Source organism: Streptomyces pluripotens (assembly GCF_000802245.2).
Classification (GTDB): domain Bacteria; phylum Actinomycetota; class Actinomycetes; order Streptomycetales; family Streptomycetaceae; genus Streptomyces; species Streptomyces pluripotens.
Genome location: NZ_CP021080.1, coordinates 5,113,846 through 5,139,070, shown reverse-complemented (window position 1 = coordinate 5,139,070; position 25,225 = coordinate 5,113,846). Strand labels below are relative to the sequence as shown.

Sequence of the window (25,225 nt, the reverse complement as noted above, 5' to 3'; positions counted from 1 at the left end):
AGCGGACGTCGGCCTGTCTGGCTCGGCGACCGGTTGTGCTGTCCGACTACGGTTCTGTCTTCCATGAACCGCGCCGGGGCGGTGGTCCGCCAAAGCGGCGGAGGAAATTTGCTGGTGATGGCGCTTCCGCGAACCGTGGCACCCGGTGTCACGTGGCGTGGTAGCACCGATTCCGGAGCGCACCCGGCGGCCCGCTCAATGCCCGCATACGACGTACTGCCCAGGTACGGCGCATGGAACACAAAGAGGCGTGGGAGGCTCCCGGAAGAATGTCTGTCCCGGACGGGGACACGAGGCACCTCGCCATGGTGGGGTCGGGTGCAGACTTGAGGTTAACACTACCGGATCCAACAAACATTCCCCCTCTCGAAGTGTCCGGCAATCACAGCAGCCGGATCAGGGCGCCAGCGGCAGTACGCTCGCTCCCTGCGTGTCGAGGCTCAGCCGGTTGGCGGCCCAATCGGCCCCGGCCAGGGCCTCCACCTTGGCGGCGGTGCCGGCGTCAGCGAGGGCCATCACGGTGGGGCCGGCGCCCGAGATCACCGCCGGGATGCCGTCGGCCCGCAGCCGCTCCACCAACGCGGCGCTCTCCGGCATGGCCGGGGCGCGGTACTCCTGGTGGAGGCGGTCCTCGGTGGCGGCCAGCAGCAGCTCGGGACGCCTGGTCAGAGCCTCGACGAGCAGGGCAGCGCGGCCAGCGTTGGCCGCGGCGTCGACGTGCGGCACGGTACGCGGGAGCAGGCCGCGCGCAGTCTCGGTCAGGACCGGCTTTCCGGGGACGAAAACCACCGGAACGATGGAATGGTTCGGCTCCATCCTGATCGCCCGGGCAGCGCCGGTCTCCATCCAGGACAGGGTGAATCCGCCGAGCAGACAGGCCGCCACATTGTCCGGGTGGCCCTCGATCTCGGTGGCCAGCTCCAGCAGCGCCGCGTCGTCGAGCCGGGCTTCGCCGCCTATGGTCACGGCCCGGGCGGCGACGATGCCGGCGCAGATCGCGGCGGAGGACGAGCCGAGGCCCCGACCGTGCGGAATGCGATTGGCACAGACAATTTCCAGGCCGCGCGGCTGTCCGCCCAGCAGGTCGAAGGCGCTGCGCAGGGAACGGACCAGAAGATGGTCCTCGTCACGCGGGAGGGTCTCGCTGCCTTCACCCGCGATGTCGATGTGCAGCCCGGAGTCGGCCACCCGGACGACGACATCGTCGTAGAGCCCCAGCGCGAGGCCCAGGGCGTCGAAGCCCGGACCGAGGTTGGCGCTGGTGGCGGGAACGCGCACCCGGACGGCGGCGGCGCGGAACGCTGGACCGGCCATCGCTCGTTGACTCTCCTTGAGCTGCGTGACGGTCGAATGACACTCGATGGATTCGATGGACATTCGACCGAAATTCGGTGGACATCCGATGACGTACGAAGCCCCGTCGGACCGCGGAGACGGCGCGGCACCGTGCCGCACGCGAGGGCATATGCGGCGGGCGGTTTCAGTACAGCCTATCGAAGGAAGGTTCTGTGGCGACATAGGGCGCACAGGAGGCGCACGATGCGTGTCGTAAGCCCCCTGTGCTCCCCGGCAGGGAAGACCCGGGTTCCGGGCGCTCAGGCGAGGCCGAGGCGCTCGGCCGCGGTGGCCGCGTCGACCGGAACGGTGACCGGCTGCGGGGCTCCGGCGACGGCCCAGTCGGGGTCCTTCAGGCCGTTGCCGGTGACCGTGCACACGATGCGCTGCCCCGGGTCCACCTTGCCCTGCTCGGCGGCCTTGAGGAGGCCGGCCACCGAGGCGGCTGAGGCGGGCTCCACGAAGACGCCCTCCTGCGCGGCCAACAGACGGTAGGCACGCAGGATCTCACGGTCCGTCACCTCGCCGATGGTACCGCCGGACTCGTCCCGGGCGGCGAGGGCGTACTGCCAGGAGGCGGGGTTGCCGATGCGGATGGCGGTGGCGATGGTCGAGGGCTCCTTGACGATCTCGCCGCGCACGATCGGGGCGCTTCCGGAGGCCTGGAAACCCCACATCCGAGGAGTCCCGGCGGCGATGCCGTCGGCGGCGTACTCCTTGTAGCCCCTCCAGTAGGCAGTGATGTTGCCCGCGTTACCGACCGGGAGGACGTGGATGTCGGGCGCGTCGCCGAGCATGTCCACGATCTCGAAGGAAGCGGTCTTCTGGCCCTCGATGCGCACCGGATTAACCGAATTGACCAGCGCCACCGGATAGTTGTCGCTCAGGGCGCGCGCCAGGGTGAGGCAGTCGTCGAAGTTGCCGTCGACCTGGAGGATCTTGGCACCGTGCACCAGGGCCTGGCCCATCTTGCCCAGGGCGATCTTGCCCTGCGGCACCAGCACGGCCGACACCATGCCGGCCCGTACGGCGTACGCGGCGGCAGAGGCGGAGGTGTTACCGGTGGAGGCGCAGATGACGGCCTTGGCCCCCTCCTCCTTGGCCTTGCTGATGGCCATGGTCATGCCGCGGTCCTTGAAGGACCCGGTGGGGTTGGCTCCCTCCACCTTCAGGTGGACCTCACAGCCCGTGCGCTCGGAGAGCACCTGCGCGGGCACGAGGGGCGTGCCGCCCTCGCGGAGCGTCACGACCGGCGTGGTGTCGGACACCGGCAGCCTGTCCCGGTACTCCTCGATGATTCCGCGCCACTGGTGGGTCATTACTGGTTACTCTCCTTCAACCCGCATGATGCTGGCGACACCCCGCACGGTGTCGAGCTTGCGCAGCGCCTCGACGGTCCCGGACAGGGAGGCGTCGGAGGCTCGGTGGGTGACGACGACGAGGGAGGCCTCGCCGTCCTTGCCCTGCTGCCGAACGGTGTCGATCGACACCCCGTGCTCGGCGAAGACGTTCGCGACCTGGGCGAGCACACCCGGTTTGTCCGCCACGTCAAGGCTGATGTGGTAGCGCGTGACGACCCCTCCCATCGGAGAGACGGTCAGGTCGGCGTACGCCGACTCGCCGGGGCCGGTCGAACCGCTGAGCCGGTTGCGACAGACCGCGACCAGGTCGCCGAGGACGGCGGAGGCGGTCGGCGAACCGCCGGCACCGGGCCCGTAGAACATCAGCTGCCCGGCGGCGTCCGACTCGACGAAGACGGCGTTGTACGCGCCGCGCACGGAGGCGAGCGGGTGGCTGAGCGGGATCATCGCGGGATGCACACGCGCGGTCACGGACGCCCCGTCCGCGGCCCGCTCACAGATGGCGAGCAGCTTGATGGTGCACCCCATCTCCTTGGCCGACCGGAAGTCGGCGGCGGTGACCTCGGTCATGCCCTCGCGGTACACGTCGTCCAGGCGCACCCGCGTGTGGAAGGCGATGCCGGCGAGGATCGCGGCCTTGGCTGCGGCGTCGAACCCCTCGACATCAGCGGTGGGGTCCGCTTCGGCGTATCCGAGGGCGGTCGCCTCGTCGAGCGCCTCCTGGTACCCGGCCCCCGTCGAATCCATCTTGTCGAGGATGAAATTGGTGGTCCCGTTGACGATGCCGAGGACCCGGTTGACCTTGTCCCCGGCAAGGGACTCGCGCAGCGGCCGGATCAGCGGGATGGCACCGGCGACCGCGGCCTCGTAGTAGAGGTCCCGGCCGTGTTCCTCGGCGGCGGCGTGCAGCTCGGCACCGTCCTGGGCCAGCAGTGCCTTGTTGGCGGAGACCACGGAAGCACCGTGCTCGAGGGCGGTGGTGATGAGGGTCCGGGCGGGCTCGATACCGCCGATGACCTCGACCACGACATCGACGTCACCGCGCTTGACGAGGGCAGTGGCATCAGTGGTGACGAGATCCGGATCGATGCCCTCGCGCACCTTGCCCGGGCGCCGTACGGCGACCCCGGCGAGCTCGATCGGGGCCCCGATCCTGGCCGCGAGGTCGTCGGCGTGCGCCGTCATGATGCGCGCCACCTCTGAGCCGACCACACCACAGCCCAGCAGCGCCACCTTCAGCGGACGCGTACGCATCATCCGACCTCGTTTCCTCATACCGTCTACGGTTGGACCAGTCTCACTCACCGGACGGGAGTTTCTACCCTTCGTCCGGATCGTGAGACGTTTATTTCATTTGTGCGGGGCTGCTGGACCGTAGATCTTCCAGCCCCGAAGCGCTCCCCGGTCCGGGTCACCCGACGTCGAGGAGCAGGAGGTCCTCCTCCGTCTCCCGCCGGACGATGGCCCGGGCCGCGCCGTCCCGCACGGCGACGACGGGCGGCCGGAGCACGTGGTTGTAGTTGCTGGCCATGGACCGGCAGTACGCGCCCGTGGCCGGTACGGCGATCAGATCGCCCGGCGCCAGGTCAGCGGGCAGGAACGCGTCCCTCACCACGATGTCCCCGCTCTCGCAGTGCTTGCCGACGACCCGGGCGAGCATGGGAGCGGCGTCGGAGCTGCGGGAGACGAGCGCGACGCTGTACTCGGCGTCGTACAGCGCGGTCCGGATGTTGTCGGACATGCCCCCGTCGACGGAGACATACGTCCGCAGCCCTTCCAGCTTCTTGACGGTGCCGACCTCGTAGAGCGTGAAGGCGGTCGGACCGACGACCGCGCGCCCGGGCTCGACGGAGATGCGGGGCGTCCGCAACCGGGCGGCCTCGCACTCCCGGCCGACGATCTCGGTGAGCGCCTTGGCGATCTCGTGCGGCTCGCGGGGGTCGTCGTCACTGGTGTACGCGATCCCCAGCCCGCCGCCGAGGTCGATCTCGGGCAGTTCGATCCCGTGCTCGTCCCGGATGTCCTTCAGTAGACCGACCACACGGTGGGCGGCGACCTCGAACCCCGACATGTCGAAGATCTGCGACCCGATGTGGGAGTGGATCCCGATCAGTTCCAGCCCGTCGAGCTGCAGGGCCCGCCGGACGGCCTCGGCGGCCTGCCCGTCGGCCAGCGGGATCCCGAACTTCTGGTCCTCGTGGGCGGTGGCGATGAACTCGTGCGTGTGCGCCTCGACGCCGACGGTGACACGGATCTGGACCCGTTGGCGCTTGCCGAGCGATTGGGCGATGTGGGCGACGCGGACGATCTCCGGGAAGGAGTCGAGAACGATGCGCCCGACCCCGGCGGAGACGGCCCGCTCGATCTCCTGCGCGGACTTGTTGTTGCCGTGGAAGGCGATCCGCTCGGCGGGCATGCCGGCGGAGAGCGCGGTGGCCAGCTCCCCACCGGAACACACGTCCAGGTTCAACCCCTCCTCGTTCAGCCACCGCACGACGGCACGCGAGAGGAACGCCTTGCCCGCGTAGAAGACGTCGGCGTCGGAACCGAAGGCGGTGCGCCAGGCACGTGCCCGGGCCCTGAAGTCGGCCTCGTCGAGGATGTAGGCGGGGGTGCCGAACTCCTCGGCGAGCCGGATGACGTCGATACCGCCGACGGTGACGACGCCGTCGGCGCCCCGTGCGACGGTCTGGGCCCAGACCTTGCGGTCGAGGGCATTGAGGTCGGCGGGCGGCGCGGAGTAGTGCCCCTCGGGAAGGACGTCGGCGTGACGAGGCCCGGCGGGATGGGCGGAACGGCTCATGACGTGACTCTCAGACTCTCTGTCTCTCTCCGGGGCTCACGGATGCGTTCTCCTGCCCTCAGAGGTGTTCGGGTGCGTCGATGCCGAGCAGGGTCAGGCCACCGGCCAGCACCGTCCCGGCGGCTTCGGCGAGGGCCAGCCGGGCGCGGTGGGCGGCCGAGGGTTTCTCCTGGCCATGGGGCAGCACGGAGGGCAGGAAGGGCAGCACGGCATCGGCGACGGCGACGAGATGTCGAGCCAGCCGATCCGGAGCACGGTGGGTGGCGGCCGCGGTGAGGATACGGGGGTAGTCGGCGAGGGAGGTCAGCAGGACGCGCACGACGGCGTCCGGGCGGCGCCCCACACTCGTGGCGCGGAGGCCGTCACGGGTTTCCGCACGGGGTGCCGCGGCAGCGGCTTCCGGGCGGGGTGCCGCGGCGGTGTGGAGGGCACCCGAGCCCATGGGCGCGGCGACGGGCGTGCCGGCGTGGGCGTCACCCGTGCTCGTCCGGGCCGCGACAGGGCCGGGCTCGGCGGCGAAACCCAGGCGGGTCGCGTTGCGGCTGGTGGAGCGGACACGCGCGTGGGCGTACCGGACGCGGAAGAGGGGGTTGCCCTCGCGTTGGGCGAGGTGATCGGCGGTGATCCGGGGCCGGTCGTGCGGGGCAGGATGGAGCAGGGCCCACTGAGCCGCGTCGGCCCCGAGCGGGGCGGGGTCCTCAGGGGCCGGCACGGGCCGCAGGGTGACCGGCTCACCGTGCTCGACGGTGACCCGCCCGCCCTGCGTCGCGACGATCCGTCCCACCGCGTCGGCGACGACCTCGGCACGGACTTCGTAGGGCACGCGCAGCACGACGACCTGCCCGGCGAGCGCGTCACCGACGCCGTACGCCCCACCACGGGCACGGATCTCCCGCACCAGGCCGGTAACCGGGTCGGCCTCGGCGTCGAGGCTGATGTTGAGGAACCCCGGGCCGGTGATGACCACGTCCCGGATGCCATCGGCGCCCATGAGACGAGGCCGCAGGACCTCGGCGACCCGCCACGGAGGCTGCCCGGCCTGCCGGGCGAGCTGGAGGGCGATGGTGGTGGCGTAGTCCCCGCACCCTCCGGGCCCTGGCTCGCTCACCACGGCCCGCGCGGGCACGGTCACAGCCAGCTCCCCGTCATCGACAGCACGACGTACCGTGCGCAACACGGTGTGGGAGAGCTCGGTGGGGGTCACGGGACAAGCGTAGGGGAGGAGGGGGGTGGGTGGGCGAACCGGTTTCTCTCTGTGGACAACCGGCGTCCTCACTCCCCGCGGACAACCGGGCGTCGCCATTGCCGCCGCCACGCCCGACCGCCCCGGGCAACGGAGCCGGTGCTGCTACCGGGGACCCGCCCCGCTCACCACCCGGCTACCCCGGCCTCCTGTTCTTCGGCTACTTCTTCGGCTCTTCAGCTGCTTCTTCAGCCGTTCGGCTGTCTTCTCGGCTCTGCCGCTGCTTCTCCGACCCTTCGGCCGTTCCCTCAGTTCTGCAGCCGCTTCTCCGCCTCTTTCGCCACCGCCCGCGCTTCAGCTTCCGCCAGCGCCCGCCAATCCGGTTCTACCCGCCGAAGGAGATCCCGCCCGATACCCCGTCGGCGACCCCGCCCTCGCCCCCTTCGTCGTCACCGCCCCCGCCCTGGTCCGGGCCCTCTCCCCCCTGCCTGCCCCCTCCATGCCCCTCTCCCTCACGCCCAGTCGGGCGCCCGATCAAGCGCTTGACGAGCCGCACGAGTTCGGCCGGCTCGAAGGGCTTGGCGAGGAAGGCGTCCACTCCGACGCCGAGGCCGGTCTCGACCTCGTACTGCGTACACGCGCTGATGACGGCGAGCGGCAGGTGGCTGGTACGCGGATCGGCACGGAGCCGGGCAGCAGTGCGCAACCCGTCCAACCGGGGCATGACGACATCGAGCGTCACCAGGTCCGGCCGCACCTGGTGCACCACGTCCAGGCACTCGGCACCATCGGCTGCGGTCACGACCTCAAGCCCTTCCAGCTCAAGGTTGACCCTGATCAGCTGCCGGATGACCTTGTTGTCGTCCACAACAAGCACCCGGCCCGACGCGCCTGGCACAACTTGAGAGTAGGTCCGGACCGGCCACCGCGTCCGGGTTTTCCCCACTTCCACCCCCTACAGGGGACCCGCCCACGCCGACGCCGGTAAACGGGTTCCTGATCACTCCGCCGGACCTGCTAGTGTTCTACCCGTCGCCGCGAGCGAGCAGCTCAGCAGCCGACACGCCCCCGTAGCTCAGGGGATAGAGCAACGGCCTCCGGAGCCGTGTGCGCAGGTTCGAATCCTGCCGGGGGCACCCAGAACATGGGAACGGGATCGGGCATTATGTCCCGGTTTCCGAACCTGGGTGCCATGATCGGGCGCAAGCACTTCGGTGCGGGCGCCCGATTTTTTGTTCCCCGTGTCCAGCTCACGGGTGATGCGCTTCAGTTCGTCAACCTGGTGCCCCGGGATCGTCACCCGCAGCGTGAGTTCTTCGCGGGGGCGGCTATAGCGGACCTCCAGACCGAAGGCGTCATAGAGCTGGCGCTGCCTCTCTTCGGGCACGCGCGTGAGGTCCACCTCCAGGCATGGGAGCGCGTCGAGCAGGGTGACATTGTTTCGATCGGCTGTGGGCTCGGGGGCTTCGAGTCGGGCCAGCTGCTCGGACAGGGCTTTTCGCTGGCCGCTGAGGGTTGTGTGCTCCTTGCGAATGTCGTCCCGGAATGTCCGCTCGCGTTCCGGGTCTGGTTCTTCTCCCGGGCCGTAACCGCCCATGCCCTCGGCGAGAGCCTGGATGAGGCGGCTCTGGCGTTGTTCGATGGCTGCGATGGCCTGCTCCAAGGCCTCGCGTTCCCGGGCGATGCGTTTGGCCGGATCGTCAGTGGGCTGTGAAGCTTCGAGGGCTGCGTGGAGATAAGTGCGGCGGTTCGGGCCGAAGACATGGGTGGCGAAGAAGCGGGACACGGACGTGAGCAAGATCTCTTCGCGGACCCACAGGCTCTTGGGGTGGGAGGCGAACCACTCTCTGTCGCGGTGCTCGTTCGGGTCCAACTGGCAGGCGTAGTACGAGATCTGGTGGCGGCTCTTGCCGAACATGCGGCGGTCGCATAGATCGCACATGACGTAGGACCGCAAGATATAGGAGCGCTGGGCATCGGGATGGCTGTTCTTGCCGGGTGTCGTGCGCGAACCTTGGCGCTTCTTCGACATAGCGGAGACCGTGTCGAAGAGTTCCCGGGTGACGAGCGGCTCGTGCGTGGGGTGGGATGACCAGATCCAGTCCTTCGGGTCGTTGTTGCGGCCACCCTTTTTCGTCGCACGACGGTTCCACACTTGATATCCGGTGTATTTCGGATTCTTGAGGATCTCACGTACGGCGGAGCCGCTCCAACGGCGGAGGGACGCCTCGGCACGGGTCGGTTCCGGGGGCGGGTAGGCGGCCAGGTCGAGGTTGAGCCGGTCGGCGATAGCGTCATAGCCGAGTTTGTCCAGGCCGCGCAGATGGAAGATGACGGTGACGGCCGGTGCTCTCGCGGGGTCTGGGATAAGCCTGTGTTTGGTGCGCCCCTCGGCGCGCCGGGCGGGGACAGGGTGTGGCACCTTTTCGGCCAAATAGCCGTACGGCGGCTTGCCGGTGTTCCAACCCTGCCTGGTGTGCTCGATAAAGCCGTCCCAGGACAGTTCCAGCATCTGCAGCACGTACCACTCTGAAACGGCTTGTTTGACGCGCCGGGTGAGGGTCGGGGTGGCACGCTTCGCGCCGCGCCCCGTGACGATCGGCTCATCGGCAGCACACAGAGCGACACCGGCTTGTTCGAGCTCGTACTCGATTTTGGTTCCGAAGTACGTGCGCCGGGCAACGCGCTCAATGGACTCGCAGATGACGGCGGCGAAACGGCGGTCGGGGCGTTGGCAGGGCCCCGGCGTTTGCCCGGGTCGTCCGGTTTGATCATGTGATGCCGTAGAGGCTGAGGACGAGGGTGCGTTCGGTGTGGGCCCGGCGTCCGGCGGCGGTGTTGACGTACCCGGCAAGCTTGAGCGCACCGCGGATCAGGTCGCGGACGGCGGCGAGGACTGAGGGCGTGTTGTGGGTCCTGACCTGGGACTTGTCCTCGTTGAAGGTCACATCCCGACACCAGTGGACGATGTTCTCCACCGTCCAGTGTCCGCGAGCCCATGAAGCGATCTCGGCGGCACTCGCCTCCTCGGCGGGCAGGTCGGTGATGGCGTAGACGGTCTCGCTGGACCACTTCTTCGCGTCGTAGAGGCGGCGTCTGCGCTGGATGCGCAGGACCTGGGCCGCGGGGGGTGCCTCTATGTCTTTCGTCAAGGCACTCCTGTCGGGTTTGGGGTGGTTCGGGGTTGCTGAGGTTATGCGGCGAGCTCGACGTCCTTCGGCGTTCGGGATTCGTAGAAGGTGCCGTCGCGGAGCATGGCGAACAGGACACTGATGCGTTGGCGGGCGAGGCGGAGGAGGGCTTGGGTGTGGGTCTTGCCGCGTGTTCGTTGCTTGTCGTAGTAGGCGCGGGAGGCGGGGTCGGCGTTCATGCAGGCGAAGGCGGACAGGAACATCGCCCGTTTGAGCTGCCGGTTGCCGCCTCGGGGTGCGTGTTCGCCGTGGATCGAGGTGCCGGACGACTTTGTTGCGGGGGCGAGTCCGGCGTAGGAGGCGAGGTGGGCGGCGGTGGGGAAGCTGGTGCCGTCGCCGACGGTGACCAGCAGGACGGCGGCGGTCCTGACGCCGACGCCGGGCATCGACGTCAGGACCGGGGAAAGAGGGTGAGCCTCCAGCAGGGCGTTGATCTGGGCTTCCATGGCCCGGCGCTGGGTGTGGACTGCGGCCAGGGAGGCGGCCAGAGAAGGGATGACGATGTCGAGGGTGCCGGTTCCAGGGACGACTACGGTCTGTTCGTCGAGGGCGTCGAAGACTTCGTCGATCAGCCGCTGGGCCATGCGCGGGGCTTTCGGGCGGATCAGTTCCACGAGTCTGCGGCGGCCGGCCTTGCGCAGGGCGGCCGGGGAGCCGTAGCGCTCCAGCAGCCAGGTGACGGCCTGGTGGTCCAGGCGCGGGCCCAGGACGCGCTCCAGGGAGGGGGGGAACTGGGTGAGCAGGCCGCGTATCCGGTTGGAGGTGCGGGTGGCCTCGGCGGCCAGGTCCTGGTCGAAGCCGACCAGGACGGTCAGTTCGGCGGTGATCTCGTCGGTCAGTTCCAGGGATCGCAGGGTGTGGGGCATGGTGCGGGCTGCGTCCGCGATGACCGCGGCGTCCTTGGCGTCGGTCTTGGCCTCGCCGGGGTACAGGTCGGCGATCCGCCGCATGGCCAGGCCGGGCAGGTAGGCGACGCGGCAGCCGGCGTCCCTCGCGACGGTCAGCGGGAGGGCGCCGATGGAGGCGGGCTGGTCCACGATGACCAGGACGGTGCCGAACTTCGCGGTCAGCTTGTCGAACACGGCCCGCAGCTTGGGTTCGCTGTTGGGCAGGGGCTTGTCGAAGACCTTTTTCCCGACCGGGGTGAGTCCGTGACCGTGGTGAGCGGTCTTGCCGACGTCCAGGCCCAGGAACACGCCCACGTCTTCGATCTCGAACATCGCGCCCTTTCCGGGGTGTTGACGGTGCCGGCCTCGGCTCGGGTGTCGTGCTCGCGCATCCACGTTATGCAGACCTGCCGCCCGCGAACTGTCCGGCGTTGCGCCGGACCGGGCGGTGGCCGGACCTCTGATCAGCGTCTCCGACGAACACCCCCGGACCCGGTGACACCACCCCCCAGGTCATGCCTTCGACAGGGGGACACAGTCATACCGGGCCCGGAGGCCAGCGGCCCCGTTGCAGGACCGCGAAGAACATAACGGGGGAATAGCAGGCCGTTGACGGTGACGACCTGGACGAGACGCTGTTCGTGGCGGCCGTGACCGCGGGCGTCGTCACGGTGGATGACGGGGATCTCCTTCCAGGGCAGGGCGTGAAGTTGACGGGCTTGGCCGCGCTGGTTGTTCTTGATGGTCAGCAGGTAGTGGGCGCCGCGTTCGTGCAGGTAGGTGGCGTGGTCGCGTTGGGCGTGGAGGGCGTCGGCGGTGACGACGGCCTCCTTGAGATCGGCGTCGTCGAGCTGGTCGAGAAGGGGTTGGAACTCCGGTATTTCGTTGGTCTTCGCGCCGATCTCGCGGGAGGCGAGGGTGATGCCGTCGCCGTGCCGGACGGCGGAGAGCACGAAGACCCGGCTGCCGTCCGGGCGTTTCGCACTGCGCAGGCACTTGCCGTCCACCGCGATGGCCCGGCGCCGGGAGCGCACCGGTTCGGCGCGGGCGGCCGCCCGGTGGGCGCGGCGCTGTTCGCGTTCGATACCGCCGTCGGGCATGAGCGGCTCGGGAGAGTGGGACGCCGTGGAGAGCAGGGGCCGCAGGTGGTCGTAGCCGGCCGCGCTGACCTCCCCGGGATCGAGCCGCCCCAGAACGGTGCGCAAGGTCTTCTCGCTCGGGATCCGGTAGCGGCCGAGCAACGGATGGTAGGGCAGACCGAAGGCAGCCAGTTCCTCGGGGGCGGCGCGTCTGCACCACTCCGCCGCCGCGGTGATGGAGTCGTGGCCCGCCGGGGTCATCGCACAGACCACCAGGGCCAGCAGCGAGGAGACCCGGTAGCGCACCCCGCACGCCCCGCGAGGATCGGTGACCGACTCGAACTCGGCAACCAGGCCGCGGACATGGCCTCGCGCGGCATCCGAGCCGAGGGCCTCCAAGCGGGGCGCCACAGAGACGGGAACGACGGCAGGGGATGATGGAGGAACGAACACGGCACCTTCGTGGATCTTGCAGCGTAGAGAACTCCATGATCCACAGGTGCCGTGTTCATCTACTTCCAGGCCCCGCCAGCATGATCAACCGGCCCAGGCCGGGGCGATCCGGGCAAACGCCGGGGCCCTGGGGGCGTTGGGCCTCTTCGAGGAGATCGGAAATGCCGCCGTCGCGCGGGATGGAAATGTGGAACTGCCGGTGTGCGAGGGAGCGGCCGCGCTTGTCCAGCTCCTTTCGACCGGATTCAACGTCGTAGAAGTGGGCCACGATGACCCAGCCCGGAGGCAACGCTGCTCGGGCGTTGCGGAGCTGGCGTGGGAGGGACAGCGTGGGGTCCTGGGCATCCTCGGTGGATGTACGACCCAGCCAGGCCACCGGCACACTGACCGGGACGGCGGTCCCGTCCGGGATGCTCTGCATGGACCAGGGCCGATCGGGCACCGAGGTGGCCCAGGGCGGAGCGCCAGATGAGATCTCCGGCATTTTACTGTCCCTCTCCACAGGTCGGGGCGGGATCTCACGTCCGGCGAACCTGAGTCGCGTCGCCGCGGTGGGCGTACAGCCACTCCAGCACCTCGCGGATCGCGACCGCTTGGCGCTGAGCCAGAGCCTGAGCGTCCTCGCCTTCGACGACGACATACTCCACAACCACTCGCAAGCCGTCGGCTGAGCAGGGCAGTTCGTCAGGTATGCGGGTGGTCGTGGTCCATGGACGCTCCGCCTCGGCCGGGTCGTCAAGGCCGCGATCTTGTCCGTCGGCGCGGGATGGCTGCGGGACGGTCACAGCCCTGAACGTGTGCCGATGTCGTAGCCCGGCAGGGGCACGCGCGACAGTGCGGGCTGGCACCCGAGGTTCAAGCCCCCCACCCCGGAGAACAGACTGCTCATCAGAAGATCAGTGACCGACACAGTTCCCCCTTCCCCCTCCTGGCACAGGTGCGGGATCGGACGGCCGCTGCGGATTCCCGTGTTCGGGCGGTTCTGGCCCCGCACGCCGATGCACTCGGGCGGTACTGCATCGTCGCGGTTCGGGCAGGGAGTGTCTGACGGCGGACCACGAGGGTGTCCTCGTGCGCGATGATCGCGAGGGGGAGGCCGGTGCGGCGGGCGTCGCGGATGTTCTTCATCTGGAAGAACGACGGTCGGGCAATGAGCTGGTGGTCGCGGATGCCGGCGAGCAGGGCGACGTTGCGTTCGATGGGGGTGAGTCCGGCGGCCCGTGCTGCGGCGAGGGTGGCGGAGGGTAGGTCGATGAGTTCGCCGCGTTCTCGCCAGGGACGGGTGGTGATCACGGCGTGGCCACCGGGGCGGAGCAGGTGGCGGCACTGGATGAGGATCTCGGTGAAGGCCTCCAGCAGCGTCTCCAGCCCGACGTGGGCGAGATTGCTCGGATCGTGGCTGTAGCGGTAGTCCTTCTTCACCACGCCGCGTTCGCCGGTCTCGCGGGAGGAGCGGACCTGGCCGTGAACGCTGGGCCCGTAGGGGGGCGAGGTGACCACGAGGTCAACCAGGCCGTGGAAGACACCGGGGATCAGGGTGGTCAACCGGCGAGCATCGCCCGCGTAGACGGCCGCGTTGCCGGTGGCGCCCTGGGCGTCAGCGTGGCGGAGGTTCTGCTCGGCGATGTCGGCCCACTTCGGCTCGTACTCCGTACCCAGGGCGTGGCGGCCGAGGTGGACGGCCTCGACGAGGGTGGTGCCGATGCCGCACATCGGGTCGAGGACCAGGTCACCGGGTTTGGTGTAGGTGTGGACGGCGTGGGCGGCGATCAGCGGGAGCATCTTCGCGGGGTGGGCGGCGGAGCCGCGCACGTAGCGGTCGCCGCGTTGGGCGGGGGCCGAGGTCGGCGCGGTGTTCCACACCGACAGCGGGCTCGCGGTCACGGCCGGCTCCCTTCCGCGCGCAGGACGAGCAGGTCGGAGTGGATCAGGCCGGGCGGGGCCTCGTGCGGCGGAGCCGGCACGATCCGATCGCCGATCGCGTGGCCGTGGACGATCACGATGTGCTGCAGGTACCGGAATCCGGCCGTACGGGCGGAGGCGACCAGCAGGCCCAGCGGGTCGGTGAGCTGGTCGCTGTCGCGGCGTTGGCGGGTGGCCAGAAGCAGGAGGCCGTTGCCGCGGAGGAGACGGTGGGCGCGGTGGAAGAAGCCGGGCCAACCGTCGTCCAGGGCTCCCTGATCGTGAGGCCCGTAGCTGGTGTTCGGCTCGGTGGCGGGGAGCGTGTCCGGGTGGACTTCCGTGAGGATCACCGGCTTGGCGGGCGATCGGGTGGAGGTCTCCCGAGAGATGCCGACTTCGGTGATGCATGGGGTGCGGGCGTCCATGCCCGGTCCAGTGTCGCCGATGGCCAGGCGCAGCAGTGGCGCGGGGGTGCGACCGGGGCGGTGGGTGAACTCGGTGCGGATCTTGTTCAGGGCCCAGTCGGGCAGGACAGCCGGGGCCGGCGGCGAAGTCTGGGCGTCATGGGGGCCAGGCAGCCAGATGGTCGTCGGCAGGTGAGCCAGTGTCCGGGTTCGGGGCTTGGTCACGGGTGGGCGCGCGGTCGTCCACCAGTTGGAGCGCAGTCAGGAAGTCCTGGCCGCTGCCTTTGACCCCGACCGAGGCACCCCGGACCGGGTCGACCGCAGCGTCAAGAACCTGACCCTCACCTCCATGCTGCGCTTTTACCTGGAACGTGCCTGGCGGCACGGCACCATGGAAACCGCCCCGTACCAGTCAGCCCACGAGATGCTCGATCGGCTCGACGATGGATACGCCCTGCGCTTCACCCGCAGTGGCCTGATCTTCGACCTGGCTCGCACAGGCACCGACCGCGAACTGGACGACCAGGTCGAATTCCACCGCATCGGACGCAACCTGATCACCGAACTCATCGACGCGATCCCAACGGTGCGACCGCGGCTTCGGCCCGACGGTCTCGTACCCGAAGCTGACGAGGATGCCGCCCAGGGCGCACCGCCACCGAACACACCGACCCTGGTCCTGACGGATCTGACCGTCCCGCGGCTGGCGGACGCCGCGTTCCGAGCGCCGGACATGCCGTCTGCCCGGCCTGTGTCCCCTCCAGTCCCCGAGTCGGAGCCAGACCCTAGTCCCGCGAAGGCACCCGATACGGCGCGGGATGCCGCTCCTGGGCCTGACTCGGTTGAAAACCCCCCGCCGGATCCCAAGCCATCGGCTGCTCCGACCGTGCCCGAACCTCCGCGGCGCTCACCGCAGTCCACCGCAGAAGAGCCAGGGAACCAGACGGAAATCGAAACTCCGCACGCTCCGACGATGAGCGACGCGCCCGCGCGGTCGTTCCACGACGAACCGACACTGGGCTCGGACGACAGTGGACCGGATGCCGCCCCCGACGTCTACCTCGGGGTAACGCATCCCTCACCGCAGTACGGAGTACTCGGCCACACCGCCGGCCGTACCATCGTGCTCGACCTGTACGAGACGCACACCATCAGCCTCTTCGGCGTCCAGGGCGGCGGCAAGAGCTACACCCTGGGCAGCATCATGGAAATGGCCAGCCTGCCTGCACCGCCCGTAAACCACCTGCCGCACCCGCTGGCGACCGTGGTCTTCCACTACAGCCAGACCCAGGACTACGCTCCCGAGTTCACCTCGATGGTCCACGCCAACGACGACGCGGCACAGCTGAAGTCCCTCAAAGACCGGTACGGCGCCGAGCCAAAAGCCCTCGCCGACGTCCTGCTCCTGGTCCCAGCGGACCAGCTCGACGAGCGGCGCACCCAGTATCCAGGCATCGACGTGCAGCCACTGAAGTTTTCCGCCGCCGAACTCCAGGCCGCGCATTGGCGCTTCCTGATGGGCGCGGTCGGCAACCAGTCGACCTACATCCGCCAGCTCACCCGCATCATGCGCGCCCATCGCACCAACCTCACCCTGGATGTCATCCGCCGGGGAGTCGCTGACTCGGGCCTTCCGGACCACCTTAAACAGCTCGCCCAAGAACGCCTCAACCTCGCCGCCGAATACATCGACGACTCCGCCCACCTGACCCAACTGGTCAGGCCGGGGAGGCTCATCATCGTCGACTTGCGCGACGAATTCATCGAGAAGGACGAGGCTCTCGGGCTCTTCGTAGTCCTCATGCAGCTGTTCGCCGAGGCCAAGGATGGCGACCGGCACTTCAACAAGCTCGTCGTCTTCGACGAGGCCCACAAGTACATCGACAGCCCCGATCTGGTTGCCGGCCTGGTCGAGTCGGTGCGCGAAATGCGCCACAAGGGTATGAGCATCCTGGTCGCCAGCCAGGACCCGCCCTCCGTCCCCGTCTCACTGATCGAGCTCTCGGACCACATCATCCTGCACAAATTCACCTCGCCCGCTTGGCTCAAACACCTGCACAAGGCCAACTGAACCGCCCCGGGTTCGGTAGAGATCTCAGATTGTGGTGATGACCTGGGGTCTCGTGGATTCGGTGTAGTAGCTGGCTTCGTATTCGGCGGGCGGAACGTGACCTATCTCTCCGTGGAGCCGGTAAGGTCGGCCCGGGGCGCGGTACTGGCCTTTCGACCAGCCCGTTTCCCCGGACCGCCTTCCGAACCCGCCGTGCGCCTCGTCAACGCAACGGGCTCTCCACAAGCCCCAGTTCGGGCCCGCGTCCGGTCCTCATGCTATCGCCAGCGGCCAGGGGGACGGAATTCGTGATCCTCGGTAGCGGTAACGCGTAGTGCGCACCTTTGCCGGGTCAAATAGATCCCGTTCCTGCCCTCTGGGCCACCATTCGCCACCGCAGTAACGGCGACGCAGTTCCTTCCAGTTCATTCGGCGGTGCTTGCTACGAATCCATTTGATGACCCGACGCCATGCGTAGGCGCTCAGGTATTGGAAGGTAGCGCTAGACACCCCCGGCCGGAAGAACATGGTCCAACCTCGCAACACCGAGTTGAGTCGGCGTAGGAGTTCGTCCAATGGTTGGTTTGTGTTGACCTGTCGGCAGATCGTCTTGACCTTGGCCATGACGGCGTGAAGTGCCTTCTTGGCTGGGTAGGTGTAGACGTACCATCGGTCCGTGCCCTTCTTGCGATGGCGTTGGATGCGCCACCCCAGGAAGTCCACGCCCTCATTGATGTGGGTGATTAGGGTCTTCTCCTCTGACAGGTGCAGCCCCATTCTGCTGAGCACCTGTGCTGCCTCTTCCTTGAGGGTGTAGGCGTCTTCCTTCGTGCCAGTAACCGCAATCACCCAGTCGTCCGCGTACCGGCAGAGCCGGTAATTAGGCAGACCGCGGCGACGGCGCTTCGCTCGCTCGTTAGGTGTAGACGCTGGCCCTCCTGGCGCCTGGGCGAAGTGCTCGTCCAGGACGGCGAGGGCGACGTTGCTGAGCAACGGCGACAGGATCGAACCTTGCGGAGTACCGGATCTACTCTCCTTCAACGAGCCGTGTTCCGTGAGGATGCCCGCTTTCAGAAAGGCTTTCACCAGCACCAGGACGCGTCTGTCCCCGATCCGAAGGCGCACCCGGTCCATAAGGGCCGGATGGGCAATCTCGTCGAAGCAGGCCCGGATGTCACCCTCAACCACCCATTCGTAAGAGTGGGAAGTCAAGTGTCTTACCTCGGACACCGCGTCGTGGATCCGATAGTTGGGGCGGAATCCGTACGAGCACGGAAGAAAATCTGCCTCAAAGATTGGTTCCATCACCAGCTTCAGGGATGCTTGCACCACCCGATCGCGGATCGTACTGATTCCCAGGCGTCGACGCTTTGTCGACCCCGGTTTCGGAATCAGTCGCTCCCGTGCCGGAAGCGGCAGGAAACTGCGATCCTTCAGAGAGGAACGCAGCGCGCCGAGAAAACCCTCGACGCCCTGCTGCAGCGAAATGGACGCAGCCGTACGGCCGTCCACCCCAGCGGTTTTGGCTCCCCTGTTACTCCGAACCCGGTCCCATGCGACAAGCAAGAACGCGGGGTCGGTCACGAGGTTGTACAGGTCGTCAAACCGCCGATGAGGATCATCTACGGCCCAACGGTGCAGCTTGGTCTGGATCTCCAGTACCCGGCGCTCGGCCTTCATCAAGGCCCACTCCAGTTCGTCGGTATTCACCAACGCCCTCCCGGCATTCCAGTTCCCTCCCTGCTGACTTGCTGGCCCCCTTCGCCGTGTACGCGCCTTTCGCGCGCTCGGACTACTACGGGGCCTCCGCCCCACTCCACGGCCAACAGCCGACAACGGGCCTGCCCATCACCGCACCGGATGTCCGGCGAGAGGGCGACCGGGAGTGGTTCCCACGTTCACTAGGAGTCGTTCGGCCAGGTCGGCGTCCAGCTCTATCCCGGCAGCATCGCCACGCCTACACCGCAGGTATTCAGCGTGGCCTCTGAGCCGTTTCACCGCGGGCGGCTTCAGAGTCGGCCCATCTCCTTGGAGGACGGGTCGCGTACTGCAACCCCGGCCCATATCCGCCAGGTTGGAGCCGGGAGGTACTGTTACGGGACTTCGGACGCTGATTCACTTTCGTTACGCCTTCTGGCCTTGCTAGCCGGACCCGAGCCGTCTGGCAGTGCCGACTCGTCCCGACGTTGTCGAGGCTGCTTCCCGCCCTCCTCAGCGTTCCCTGAGTTGGACTGCCTCCAGCTTCAACCGGGCCTCTACGGCGGTCCGGCGGTGGGGATTCGCACCCGCACACGATCTCCTAGCGCCTCGTGGCGCACCCGGTGGTTGTACCAGTCGATCCACTCGGCGGTGGCCAGCTCGACCTGGGAGAGCGTCTTCCAGGGGCGCTGGGGTTTGATCAGCTCGGTTTTGTACAGGCCGATCGTGGACTCCATCAGGGCGTTGTCGTACGCGTCGCCGACCGAGCCGATGGAGGCGGCGATGCCGGCGGCGTCCAGATGCTCGGCGAGTTTGAACGATGTGTACTGCGACCCGGCGTCCGAGTGATGGATCAACTCACCCGGCTGGATGGGTTGTTGGTCGCGGTCGCGTTGCCAGACGGCCATCTCCAGGGCGTCCAGGACGAAGACGGTCTCCTTCACGGTGGCCGCCGACCAGCCGACGATCCGGCGGGAGAAGGTATCCACGACGAACGCGACATAGACGGTCGCGGCCCAGGTCTTCACATGGGTGAAGTCCGCCACCCAGCACCGGTTCGGAGCGGCGGCGACGAAGTCCCGGTCGACGAGATCGGGGGCCCGCTCGGCCTGCCCGCCGGGGATCGTGGTGATGACGCGCTTGCCGCGCACGGCGCCCTGGATGCCGAGATCGCGCATGAGGCGCTCGACGGTGCAGCGGGCCACCGCATGTCCCTGGCGGTTCAGCTCGCGCCAGATCTTCCGGGCCCCGTAGACACGGTAGTTGGACGTGTAGACCTCCCGGATCCGCATCTTGAGTTCCTCGTCGCGCACGGAACGGGCGGAGGGAGTCTGGATGCGTTTCTTGCGGGCGTAGTACGTGGAAGGGGCGATCTTGCAGTCGTGCTCGGTGAGCGTCCTGCAGATCGGCTCGACCCCGCCGAAGCGGTCCCGGTGCTCGTCGATGAACGCTACGAGCGCGTGTGTGGCCGGTCGAGCTCGGCCGCGAAGAAACTCGCCGCGGCCTTCAGGATCTCGTTCGCCCGCTTCAGCTCGGCGTTCTCCTTCTTCAACGCCTTGAGCTGGGCGGACTCCTCCGTCGTCGTTCCCGCCCGCGTACCCGCGTCGATCTCGTACTGCTTCACCCAGTTCCGCAGCGTCTCGCGGGAACCGATGTCGAGCTTGTCCGCGACCGCCTGCAAGGCGGCTGTCTCGTTCGGGTAGTCGTCGCGCACCTCGGCGACCATGCGCACCGCGCGACGGCGCAGCTCAAGCGGGTAACGGGAGGGTCGTGCCATGACTCAATCCTTACATGGAATCGAGTCTCCACTTCACCCGGGGCGGTTCAAACGCCGCTCTCACCGGTCTCAACTCCGAGCAGATGGCGCGCCTCCAACCCGGCGAGGCCTACGTCTGGGCCGGCAAGGCCACCGACCCGGCGTTCACCCACGGTGCGGTGCGCATCCACTGCCGCCCTCGGATCACCAAGCACGGCGGCGCGACCAAGACTGCTGGCGGGGGCCGTTGACCACCCGGCTGATCACACGGACAACACCCCGGAAGCCAACCTGGCTTCCGGGCACCCAGCCTGAGGTACTCGCGCACGACGCTCCCAAACATCCAGGGGGAAGCCAGTGAAGACGGTCACCGAGCAGTACGACGACGGCTACCAAGGGGCGCTGTTCACTGCCGAAACAGCCGAAAAGGCCTGGCGCCTGGGAGCGCTGGACACCTTCCTGGTACCCGCCGTCCGGCAACGACTGACCTCGTGCCATGACCTGCAGTACTCCTGCGACACCACTCACCAGCTCGCGGACGACGCACTACGGATGTCGCGTACCGCCGCCGACTACGGAGAGCTACGCAAAAACCTCTTCCTGGACGCCACCCAGCACGGCGCGGAACCACCGTGGCGTACGGCGCCCTGGGGGCCGTACGCCATACGCATCCGCCCACGTCTTTACCGCTGCACCCAGGCAGCACTCGTACTGTCCCACGGCGTACACGAGGTGCCCGCCTGGGCCCATGCCTGGAAATTCACGGCCATCGCCAACCCGTTCGATCCAAAAGACGAGGGCGTCAGTCATCCCGTGACCCTGTACCGGTTCTCGGAAGGCTTCGAGCCTGCGAAGGAGGCCTACCTGATCGACGCCCCACCCAGGGCTGTTGCAAAGTCTTTTGATCTTGCGTGGGAGCGCTGGTCAGGCAAGGCCGAGGAGGTCCAGTGGTCGGCGGAAGCCGTCGTAGGACATCTCGCGGAGTCCGGCCGCGATGTTCGCGTGGCCGGAGGCTCGCAGTGTGTTGATCGCGAAGCTGCGGAGGGTGGCCATGTTGTCCGGGCCGTGTCCGGTTCGGACCGTGGAGGCGTCCTCGGCGAAGGCGGTGTCTCGGACGAAGTGGAGACGGTTCTCGATGATCCACTGCGAGCGGACGATCTTCGCGATGCGCTCGGGGGAGGCTTCGCGGCTGGCCAGGTCCGTGATGACGTAGACCGTCTCGCGGCTGCGTTTGCCGGTCTTGCGCTGAGTGCGGTGCCGGACGATCTTCGCGACCTGGACCGCGTGGGGGAAGTCGACGCCGAGGTCGGTGATGGTCAGGGCCTGCACGACGCGGGTCTCCAGGCGTCCGTGGGCATCGGTGCGGTCGTAGAACTTCGCACTCGCCTTCTCCCAGGGCAGGGTGGCGAGTTGGCGGTGCAGGTTCTTCTGGTTGCGCTTCACGGTGAAGGCGTAGTGCGCCTTCTTCTCCTCGACGAGGAACCGGGCGTGATCGCGCTGGCAGTGCAGGGCATCCGCGGAGACCGTGACGCCGGTCAGGTCGTAGGGCGCCAGCAAGGCGTCAAAGCAGGTGATTTCGTTCGTCTTGCCGGGGACCCGCAGTTGGGTGACGGTCAGGCCGGCGCCGGTGATCGCGGCCAGCAGATGGGCGGCCGGGATCTCGCCGTGGCGCGAGCCGCGGGCGCTCTTGCCGTCCACCGCGAGGGTGTCCGCCCCGGCCGGATCGGATCCGAGCAGGTCGGCGAGCCCGCCGGGGCAGGCGGCGTTCAGGACGCGGCGGATGGTCGCCGCACTCGGCGCGATGCGCACGTTCAAGACCGTCGTGGCGCGGGCGCCGAGCCGGGCGAGCGTGTCCTGCGGGGCGCTCGCTGCCCACTGGCCGATCGCGGCGAAGGAACGGGCTCCGGTCAGCACCGCCGAGCAGGCCACCAGCAGCACGCTCACGAACGAGTGACGCTTCCCGCGCCGATGCCGGGGGTCGGCCAAGGTCCGCAGCCGCAGGGCCAGCGGTCCGATCAACCGGTGCTGACGGGTGGGCGACTTGATCAGACAGACGGTGGCAGACTGACGGCACATCGAAGCTCCGGGCGGTGCGGGCGACTTGATCGGTCACCGGCATCAACCGGAGCTTCGTTGCGTACGGACCGGGCCGACCGCGCATCGTCATACCGTCGCGACCTGCGCACTCACGTGATCACCGGGACTTTGAAACCGCCCTGACGCCCCACCTGAGCTGGAACAGCACAGCGAGTGGTACCGGCAGATGTTCTATGGCTTCCTGGCCTTGGGCCTGAAGGTATTCCTGGGCGCCGTGATGCACGAGGATGCCAGACGCCGCATCATCGAGGGGTCCGACCGCGTCGACGGGCTGCGGCCATCCACGCGGCAGAATCACCAGACATCGCTGGAGGATGCAGCATGTGACGGGAATGTCAATGGAGACTGAGGCAACCTCAGGAGCTGGGTTTAACAGGGGGAAAGCGTGACGCACAGCACGTCCGGAGAACTCACAGCGCACCGGGAACAGTGGTTCCGCGAGATTGAAGAAGGACTGCTGTGGCACGTCAAGGACGTAACGGCACTGCGCAAGGACCGTCTGCGCGACGACATCGGCGAGCCCAGGCTCATTGGCTCCCTGCTGGTCGCACGTATCGCCGTCCAACTCGCCCGGGGCGAGAGCGCGGCGAACATCCGTGACATGCTCGCCTCCTGTCCTGTCTTCGCCGCGCCCAGCCCCGATATTGACGAACTCACCGAGCTCATCGCCAAGGTCCAGTTCGGGTTGGAGCACGACGGCCTGGGCAACAGCGTTGCGGTGCTCGACGGCTTGGGCCTGTTCCCGTGGAGTCCGGAAAGCACGTACATGCTGCTGATCGAATACTGGGCTGCCCAGCGAGGTCGTACAGTGCCGCGTACACGTGTGGAACGAGAACTCGGGGAATTGTGGGACATCGCGGACTCACGTGTCCTCGCGGCGCACTCCTCGCTGCCGGCCTGCCCGCTGGAGACGTACCCCGATGTGTGGGAGAAGCTGAAGGCCGAGCCGGACTTTCGCGTCGGCAACGCCGGAGCCATGATGCTGACCCAGCACGGTGGCGGCGACCGCGCCTGGGAGCAGTGGATGTCCACCCGCCCCTGGAGCCCTCTCAAGTGCCGCCACTTGGTGAGCCTCGGTGGAGATCTCGTTCGGTGCCAGGCCGCGCAGCGCGCTCTTAACCGTCTCCTCGATCAGGCTCCGTCAGGCGATGAGTTCCGCACTGTTCTTGAACGGGCCGCGAGAATTATTGATGAGCAACTGTCACGCATCGCGTTGGCCGTGGAAGGCATGAGCGCCATCGAGTACGAGCTTCTGCGTGAGCGAACCAGTGAGGAACACTTCCAAGACGGCTGCCTCGCAACCTTCCAGGAGCACCTGCTGAAGCGATACCAGACCTACAGTCCTTTTCCTGAGCACGAGACAAAACACGGCACATGGGGCCCGCTTCCATGGTGGTCAATTGCCCTTCACGATGAACGTGAACAGCAGGCCGCGGAAGAGCTGCTCGTGCGGCGTGGCATGCAGCTGCGCATCACCGCCAAGAACCAGGACGCAGATGAGCTCGAAATCATCTGCCAGGAACCAGGGCTTGGGCCGTCGGGGCTCACAGCACGCCTCCACTTCGACCTTCGCAACGCCGTGCACGCCTGCGAGCTGCTACTTCTTGCCCGTCGGCAGTCCGTTGCGGTGGACTTCCTCACGGAGCACATCGATGAATGGGACGATCGTGAGGTCAATCTCATCGGCACCTTGGATATCGCGATAGGCAGCGATATCAGCGCGACACTCGCCGACATTTCGACGCGTGCTCTGCGCCGACTTATGCCGGGCGCATCAGGACCGGCTTTCTACGCCGAGGGAGTCCCAGCGCTTGAGCGCCTCTTGAACTCATCTCCCCTACCCGAGATCTGCCGTCACCCGAGGTAATTCCAGACTTTCGCCCCTCCATCCGGTCTGGATCCCTGGCGGTAGCAACTTGATGACTCGGCCAGGTGCCGCGTTCCATCACTACGCCTCTTCTTCACTGCCGCGTAGGGATGACAGGACCAGGCGCCCGTACCGTGTGGTGAGGGCTCCGGCAGTGGCGGCGATCGACAGTGTCAGTGCGATGAGCAGGTCTGGCACAGAGTTGTCGCCGAGGACTTGCAGGATACTGAGGGCTGTGCCGAGTGGCAGGCCGAGGATGGTGAGGACACCCAGGGCGCCGCTGATCTGCTGGCTTTCCTGGGTTTGTACGAGTCTGCTGTAGTCGGCTGCTTCTGCGAGGATTTCGTGGAAGCGCGCAGGGAGCCGGTGCTGGTTCTGAAAGGCGAGCAGGAGATCGTTGGCTGGTCCGTGTGCGGTGAGGTGCTGGCGCCAGTAGGTGCTGCGGAATACGGCGATATTCCGCTCCAGTGCGGCGACCCGGCGTGCCAGCTGTGACGAGTTGAATACCTCGGAGAGTTCGTCAGTGAGCTCGTCGATGTGATCGCGCTGGAGCGCGCCGAGGAGCAGGGCGTCGAGGTAGACGGTGCGGGAGTGCAGTGCGGCGAATTCGAAGAAGTCGCCGGCGCCGGTGTCGGTTCGGTGGCCGAGGAAGGCGGCCCCTTGGCGTAGGACGAGGGCACTCCAGTCTGCCGAAATCCTGACGGCCTCCTTGAGCTGTTCGCCAGCGGTTTCCGGAGGGAGGGGGAAGTCCTCCGGTGTGGAGCGCGATGCGAGTTGCCACAGCCAGCGGTCTGCGCTCGCTGGCATTGCCCCTTCCAGGCCGGCGCGAAGGGCGGGGGTCTGCTGCGAGGTGGGGGTCATGAAGGCGATGGTGTAGGGCCGGGCTATGGCGAACGGTGCGTCGGGATCTCGGACGTCGGCGATGCCAGCGAGCAGGCCAGCCGGGTCAAATGGCCCGGTGAGCGGCGCATCGATGGAGTTCGACCGTCGCCCCGCCAGGACCCGCAGTATGGGCAGCAAAGGTCTTTCCACGCTCAAGTGCAAGACAGCAAGGGAGTGTTCCGGATTGCGAGCGGTAGCCGCGTGGAGAATCTCCATTCCTAGCAGGTGCAGTCCATCCTGCTTGGCGTCCAGCGGCAGATGCCACCGACGTGGCCGC

20 protein-coding genes, 1 tRNA gene and 3 pseudogenes are annotated in these 25,225 nt (G+C 67.7%); 6 read left to right on the top strand and 18 right to left on the bottom strand.

Annotated features, from left to right (window positions below; all coding sequences use genetic code 11):
* Positions 1–396 precede the first annotated feature (396 nt).
* From thrB to LK06_RS23195, 6 genes are all read right to left on the bottom strand, one after another.
* Positions 397–1,314, bottom strand: coding sequence for a homoserine kinase (gene thrB / locus LK06_RS23220; RefSeq protein ID WP_039651505.1), 918 nt, complete (start codon positions 1,312–1,314; stop codon positions 397–399).
* Positions 1,315–1,595: 281 nt separating this feature from the next.
* Positions 1,596–2,654 (bottom strand): threonine synthase, encoded by a 1,059-nt coding sequence (gene thrC, locus LK06_RS23215; protein ID WP_039651504.1) that lies wholly within the window; start codon positions 2,652–2,654, stop codon positions 1,596–1,598.
* 6 nt (positions 2,655–2,660) lie between these two features.
* Complete coding sequence (locus LK06_RS23210) at positions 2,661–3,950, bottom strand: homoserine dehydrogenase (protein WP_052269865.1); 1,290 nt, start codon at positions 3,948–3,950, stop codon at positions 2,661–2,663.
* A 157-nt stretch (positions 3,951–4,107) separates the two neighbouring features.
* Positions 4,108–5,499 carry a diaminopimelate decarboxylase gene (gene lysA, locus LK06_RS23205; RefSeq protein ID WP_039651502.1) on the bottom strand — a complete coding sequence of 464 codons (1,392 nt, stop codon included), beginning with the start codon at positions 5,497–5,499 and terminating at the stop codon, positions 4,108–4,110.
* Between the two features lie 58 nt (positions 5,500–5,557).
* Positions 5,558–6,703: an ArgS-related anticodon-binding protein NrtL gene (nrtL, locus tag LK06_RS23200; RefSeq protein WP_043432190.1), complete on the bottom strand. Its 1,146-nt coding sequence runs from the start codon at positions 6,701–6,703 to the stop codon at positions 5,558–5,560.
* Between the two features lie 364 nt (positions 6,704–7,067).
* Complete coding sequence (locus tag LK06_RS23195; RefSeq protein ID WP_078858706.1) at positions 7,068–7,628, bottom strand: response regulator; 561 nt, start codon at positions 7,626–7,628, stop codon at positions 7,068–7,070.
* A 118-nt stretch (positions 7,629–7,746) separates the two neighbouring features.
* Between LK06_RS23195 and LK06_RS23190 the strand changes: the two genes are divergently transcribed.
* Together LK06_RS23190 and LK06_RS23185 are read left to right on the top strand one after the other, a co-directional pair.
* Positions 7,747–7,818 (top strand) — tRNA-Arg (locus LK06_RS23190).
* Between the two features lie 56 nt (positions 7,819–7,874).
* Positions 7,875–8,396, top strand: a complete 522-nt coding sequence (locus LK06_RS23185) for a hypothetical protein (protein WP_159025333.1) — start codon at positions 7,875–7,877, stop codon at positions 8,394–8,396.
* 366 nt (positions 8,397–8,762) lie between these two features.
* On the opposite strand, the pseudogene LK06_RS35340 reads toward LK06_RS23185, so the two are convergent.
* From LK06_RS35340 to LK06_RS23145, 8 genes and pseudogenes are all read right to left on the bottom strand, one after another.
* A pseudogene (locus LK06_RS35340) lies at positions 8,763–9,194 on the bottom strand (recombinase family protein); the annotation flags it as partial.
* 259 nt (positions 9,195–9,453) lie between these two features.
* Positions 9,454–9,813, bottom strand: a pseudogene (locus tag LK06_RS23175) (transposase); the annotation flags it as partial.
* A gap of 62 nt (positions 9,814–9,875) precedes the next feature.
* A complete protein-coding gene (locus tag LK06_RS23170; RefSeq protein WP_043432183.1) occupies positions 9,876–11,093 on the bottom strand; it encodes an IS110 family RNA-guided transposase in 1,218 nt (405 codons plus the stop codon).
* Positions 11,094–11,353: 260 nt separating this feature from the next.
* Positions 11,354–12,292 (bottom strand): annotated as a pseudogene (locus LK06_RS23165) (ISAs1 family transposase); the annotation flags it as partial.
* A 55-nt stretch (positions 12,293–12,347) separates the two neighbouring features.
* Entirely contained in the window at positions 12,348–12,776 is a 429-nt protein-coding gene (locus LK06_RS23160; protein ID WP_159025332.1) for a recombinase family protein, read from the bottom strand.
* Between the two features lie 34 nt (positions 12,777–12,810).
* Positions 12,811–13,077: a hypothetical protein gene (locus tag LK06_RS33400; protein WP_159025331.1), complete on the bottom strand. Its 267-nt coding sequence runs from the start codon at positions 13,075–13,077 to the stop codon at positions 12,811–12,813.
* 103 nt (positions 13,078–13,180) lie between these two features.
* Positions 13,181–14,176 (bottom strand): TRM11 family SAM-dependent methyltransferase, encoded by a 996-nt coding sequence (locus LK06_RS23150; protein ID WP_078858708.1) that lies wholly within the window; start codon positions 14,174–14,176, stop codon positions 13,181–13,183.
* Positions 14,173–14,823: a hypothetical protein gene (locus LK06_RS23145; protein WP_043432249.1), complete on the bottom strand. Its 651-nt coding sequence runs from the start codon at positions 14,821–14,823 to the stop codon at positions 14,173–14,175. The genes LK06_RS23150 and LK06_RS23145 overlap by 4 nt, the downstream gene beginning before the upstream one ends.
* Here LK06_RS23145 and LK06_RS23140 point away from each other — a divergent pair.
* Positions 14,816–16,669, top strand: a complete 1,854-nt coding sequence (locus LK06_RS23140; protein WP_159025330.1) for an ATP-binding protein — start codon at positions 14,816–14,818, stop codon at positions 16,667–16,669. The genes LK06_RS23145 and LK06_RS23140 overlap by 8 nt on opposite strands.
* A gap of 252 nt (positions 16,670–16,921) precedes the next feature.
* Here LK06_RS23140 and ltrA read toward each other — a convergent pair whose 3' ends face one another.
* Together ltrA and LK06_RS23125 are read right to left on the bottom strand one after the other, a co-directional pair.
* Complete coding sequence (gene ltrA / locus LK06_RS23135; RefSeq protein WP_086083388.1) at positions 16,922–18,358, bottom strand: group II intron reverse transcriptase/maturase; 1,437 nt, start codon at positions 18,356–18,358, stop codon at positions 16,922–16,924.
* 545 nt (positions 18,359–18,903) lie between these two features.
* Positions 18,904–20,123, bottom strand: a protein-coding gene (locus tag LK06_RS23125) for an IS3 family transposase (protein WP_411572779.1) whose coding sequence is annotated in 2 segments (ribosomal slippage) — positions 18,904–19,841 and positions 19,841–20,123 — 1,221 coding nt in all. Because the reading frame shifts where the segments join, the coding sequence is not laid out codon by codon here.
* 14 nt (positions 20,124–20,137) lie between these two features.
* Here LK06_RS23125 and LK06_RS23120 point away from each other — a divergent pair.
* Positions 20,138–20,353: a hypothetical protein gene (locus tag LK06_RS23120; RefSeq protein WP_043432034.1), complete on the top strand. Its 216-nt coding sequence runs from the start codon at positions 20,138–20,140 to the stop codon at positions 20,351–20,353.
* 673 nt (positions 20,354–21,026) lie between these two features.
* On the opposite strand, the gene LK06_RS23115 is transcribed toward LK06_RS23120, so the two are convergent.
* A complete protein-coding gene (locus LK06_RS23115; protein ID WP_234367286.1) occupies positions 21,027–22,178 on the bottom strand; it encodes an ISAs1 family transposase in 1,152 nt (383 codons plus the stop codon).
* A gap of 187 nt (positions 22,179–22,365) precedes the next feature.
* Here LK06_RS23115 and LK06_RS23110 point away from each other — a divergent pair, with 187 nt between their 5' ends.
* The gene (locus LK06_RS23110; protein WP_043431889.1) at positions 22,366–22,548 is read left to right on the top strand and encodes a hypothetical protein; all 183 of its coding nucleotides are present in this window, start codon (positions 22,366–22,368) and stop codon (positions 22,546–22,548) included.
* Between the two features lie 36 nt (positions 22,549–22,584).
* The gene (locus LK06_RS23105) at positions 22,585–24,066 is read left to right on the top strand and encodes a hypothetical protein (RefSeq protein WP_043431886.1); all 1,482 of its coding nucleotides are present in this window, start codon (positions 22,585–22,587) and stop codon (positions 24,064–24,066) included.
* An 81-nt stretch (positions 24,067–24,147) separates the two neighbouring features.
* On the opposite strand, the gene LK06_RS23100 is transcribed toward LK06_RS23105, so the two are convergent.
* The gene (locus LK06_RS23100; RefSeq protein ID WP_234367485.1) at positions 24,148–25,086 is read right to left on the bottom strand and encodes a ZIP family metal transporter; all 939 of its coding nucleotides are present in this window, start codon (positions 25,084–25,086) and stop codon (positions 24,148–24,150) included.
* Positions 25,087–25,225: the final 139 nt, after the last annotated feature.

Excerpts from the sequence above, each read along its gene's own strand:
- thrB (WP_039651505.1), bottom strand. The coding sequence starts at position 1,314 with ATGGCCGGTCCAGCGTTCCGCGCCGCCGCCGTCCGGGTGCGCGTTCCC.
- thrC (WP_039651504.1), bottom strand. The coding sequence starts at position 2,654 with ATGACCCACCAGTGGCGCGGAATCATCGAGGAGTACCGGGACAGGCTG.
- LK06_RS23210 (WP_052269865.1), bottom strand. The coding sequence starts at position 3,950 with ATGCGTACGCGTCCGCTGAAGGTGGCGCTGCTGGGCTGTGGTGTGGTC.
- lysA (WP_039651502.1), bottom strand. The coding sequence starts at position 5,499 with ATGAGCCGTTCCGCCCATCCCGCCGGGCCTCGTCACGCCGACGTCCTT.
- LK06_RS23185 (WP_159025333.1), top strand. The coding sequence starts at position 7,875 with ATGATCGGGCGCAAGCACTTCGGTGCGGGCGCCCGATTTTTTGTTCCC.
- LK06_RS23170 (WP_043432183.1), bottom strand. The coding sequence starts at position 11,093 with ATGTTCGAGATCGAAGACGTGGGCGTGTTCCTGGGCCTGGACGTCGGC.
- LK06_RS23160 (WP_159025332.1), bottom strand. The coding sequence starts at position 12,776 with ATGCCGGAGATCTCATCTGGCGCTCCGCCCTGGGCCACCTCGGTGCCC.
- LK06_RS23120 (WP_043432034.1), top strand. The coding sequence starts at position 20,138 with ATGGAATCGAGTCTCCACTTCACCCGGGGCGGTTCAAACGCCGCTCTC.
- LK06_RS23115 (WP_234367286.1), bottom strand. The coding sequence starts at position 22,178 with ATGTGCCGTCAGTCTGCCACCGTCTGTCTGATCAAGTCGCCCACCCGT.
- LK06_RS23110 (WP_043431889.1), top strand. The coding sequence starts at position 22,366 with ATGTTCTATGGCTTCCTGGCCTTGGGCCTGAAGGTATTCCTGGGCGCC.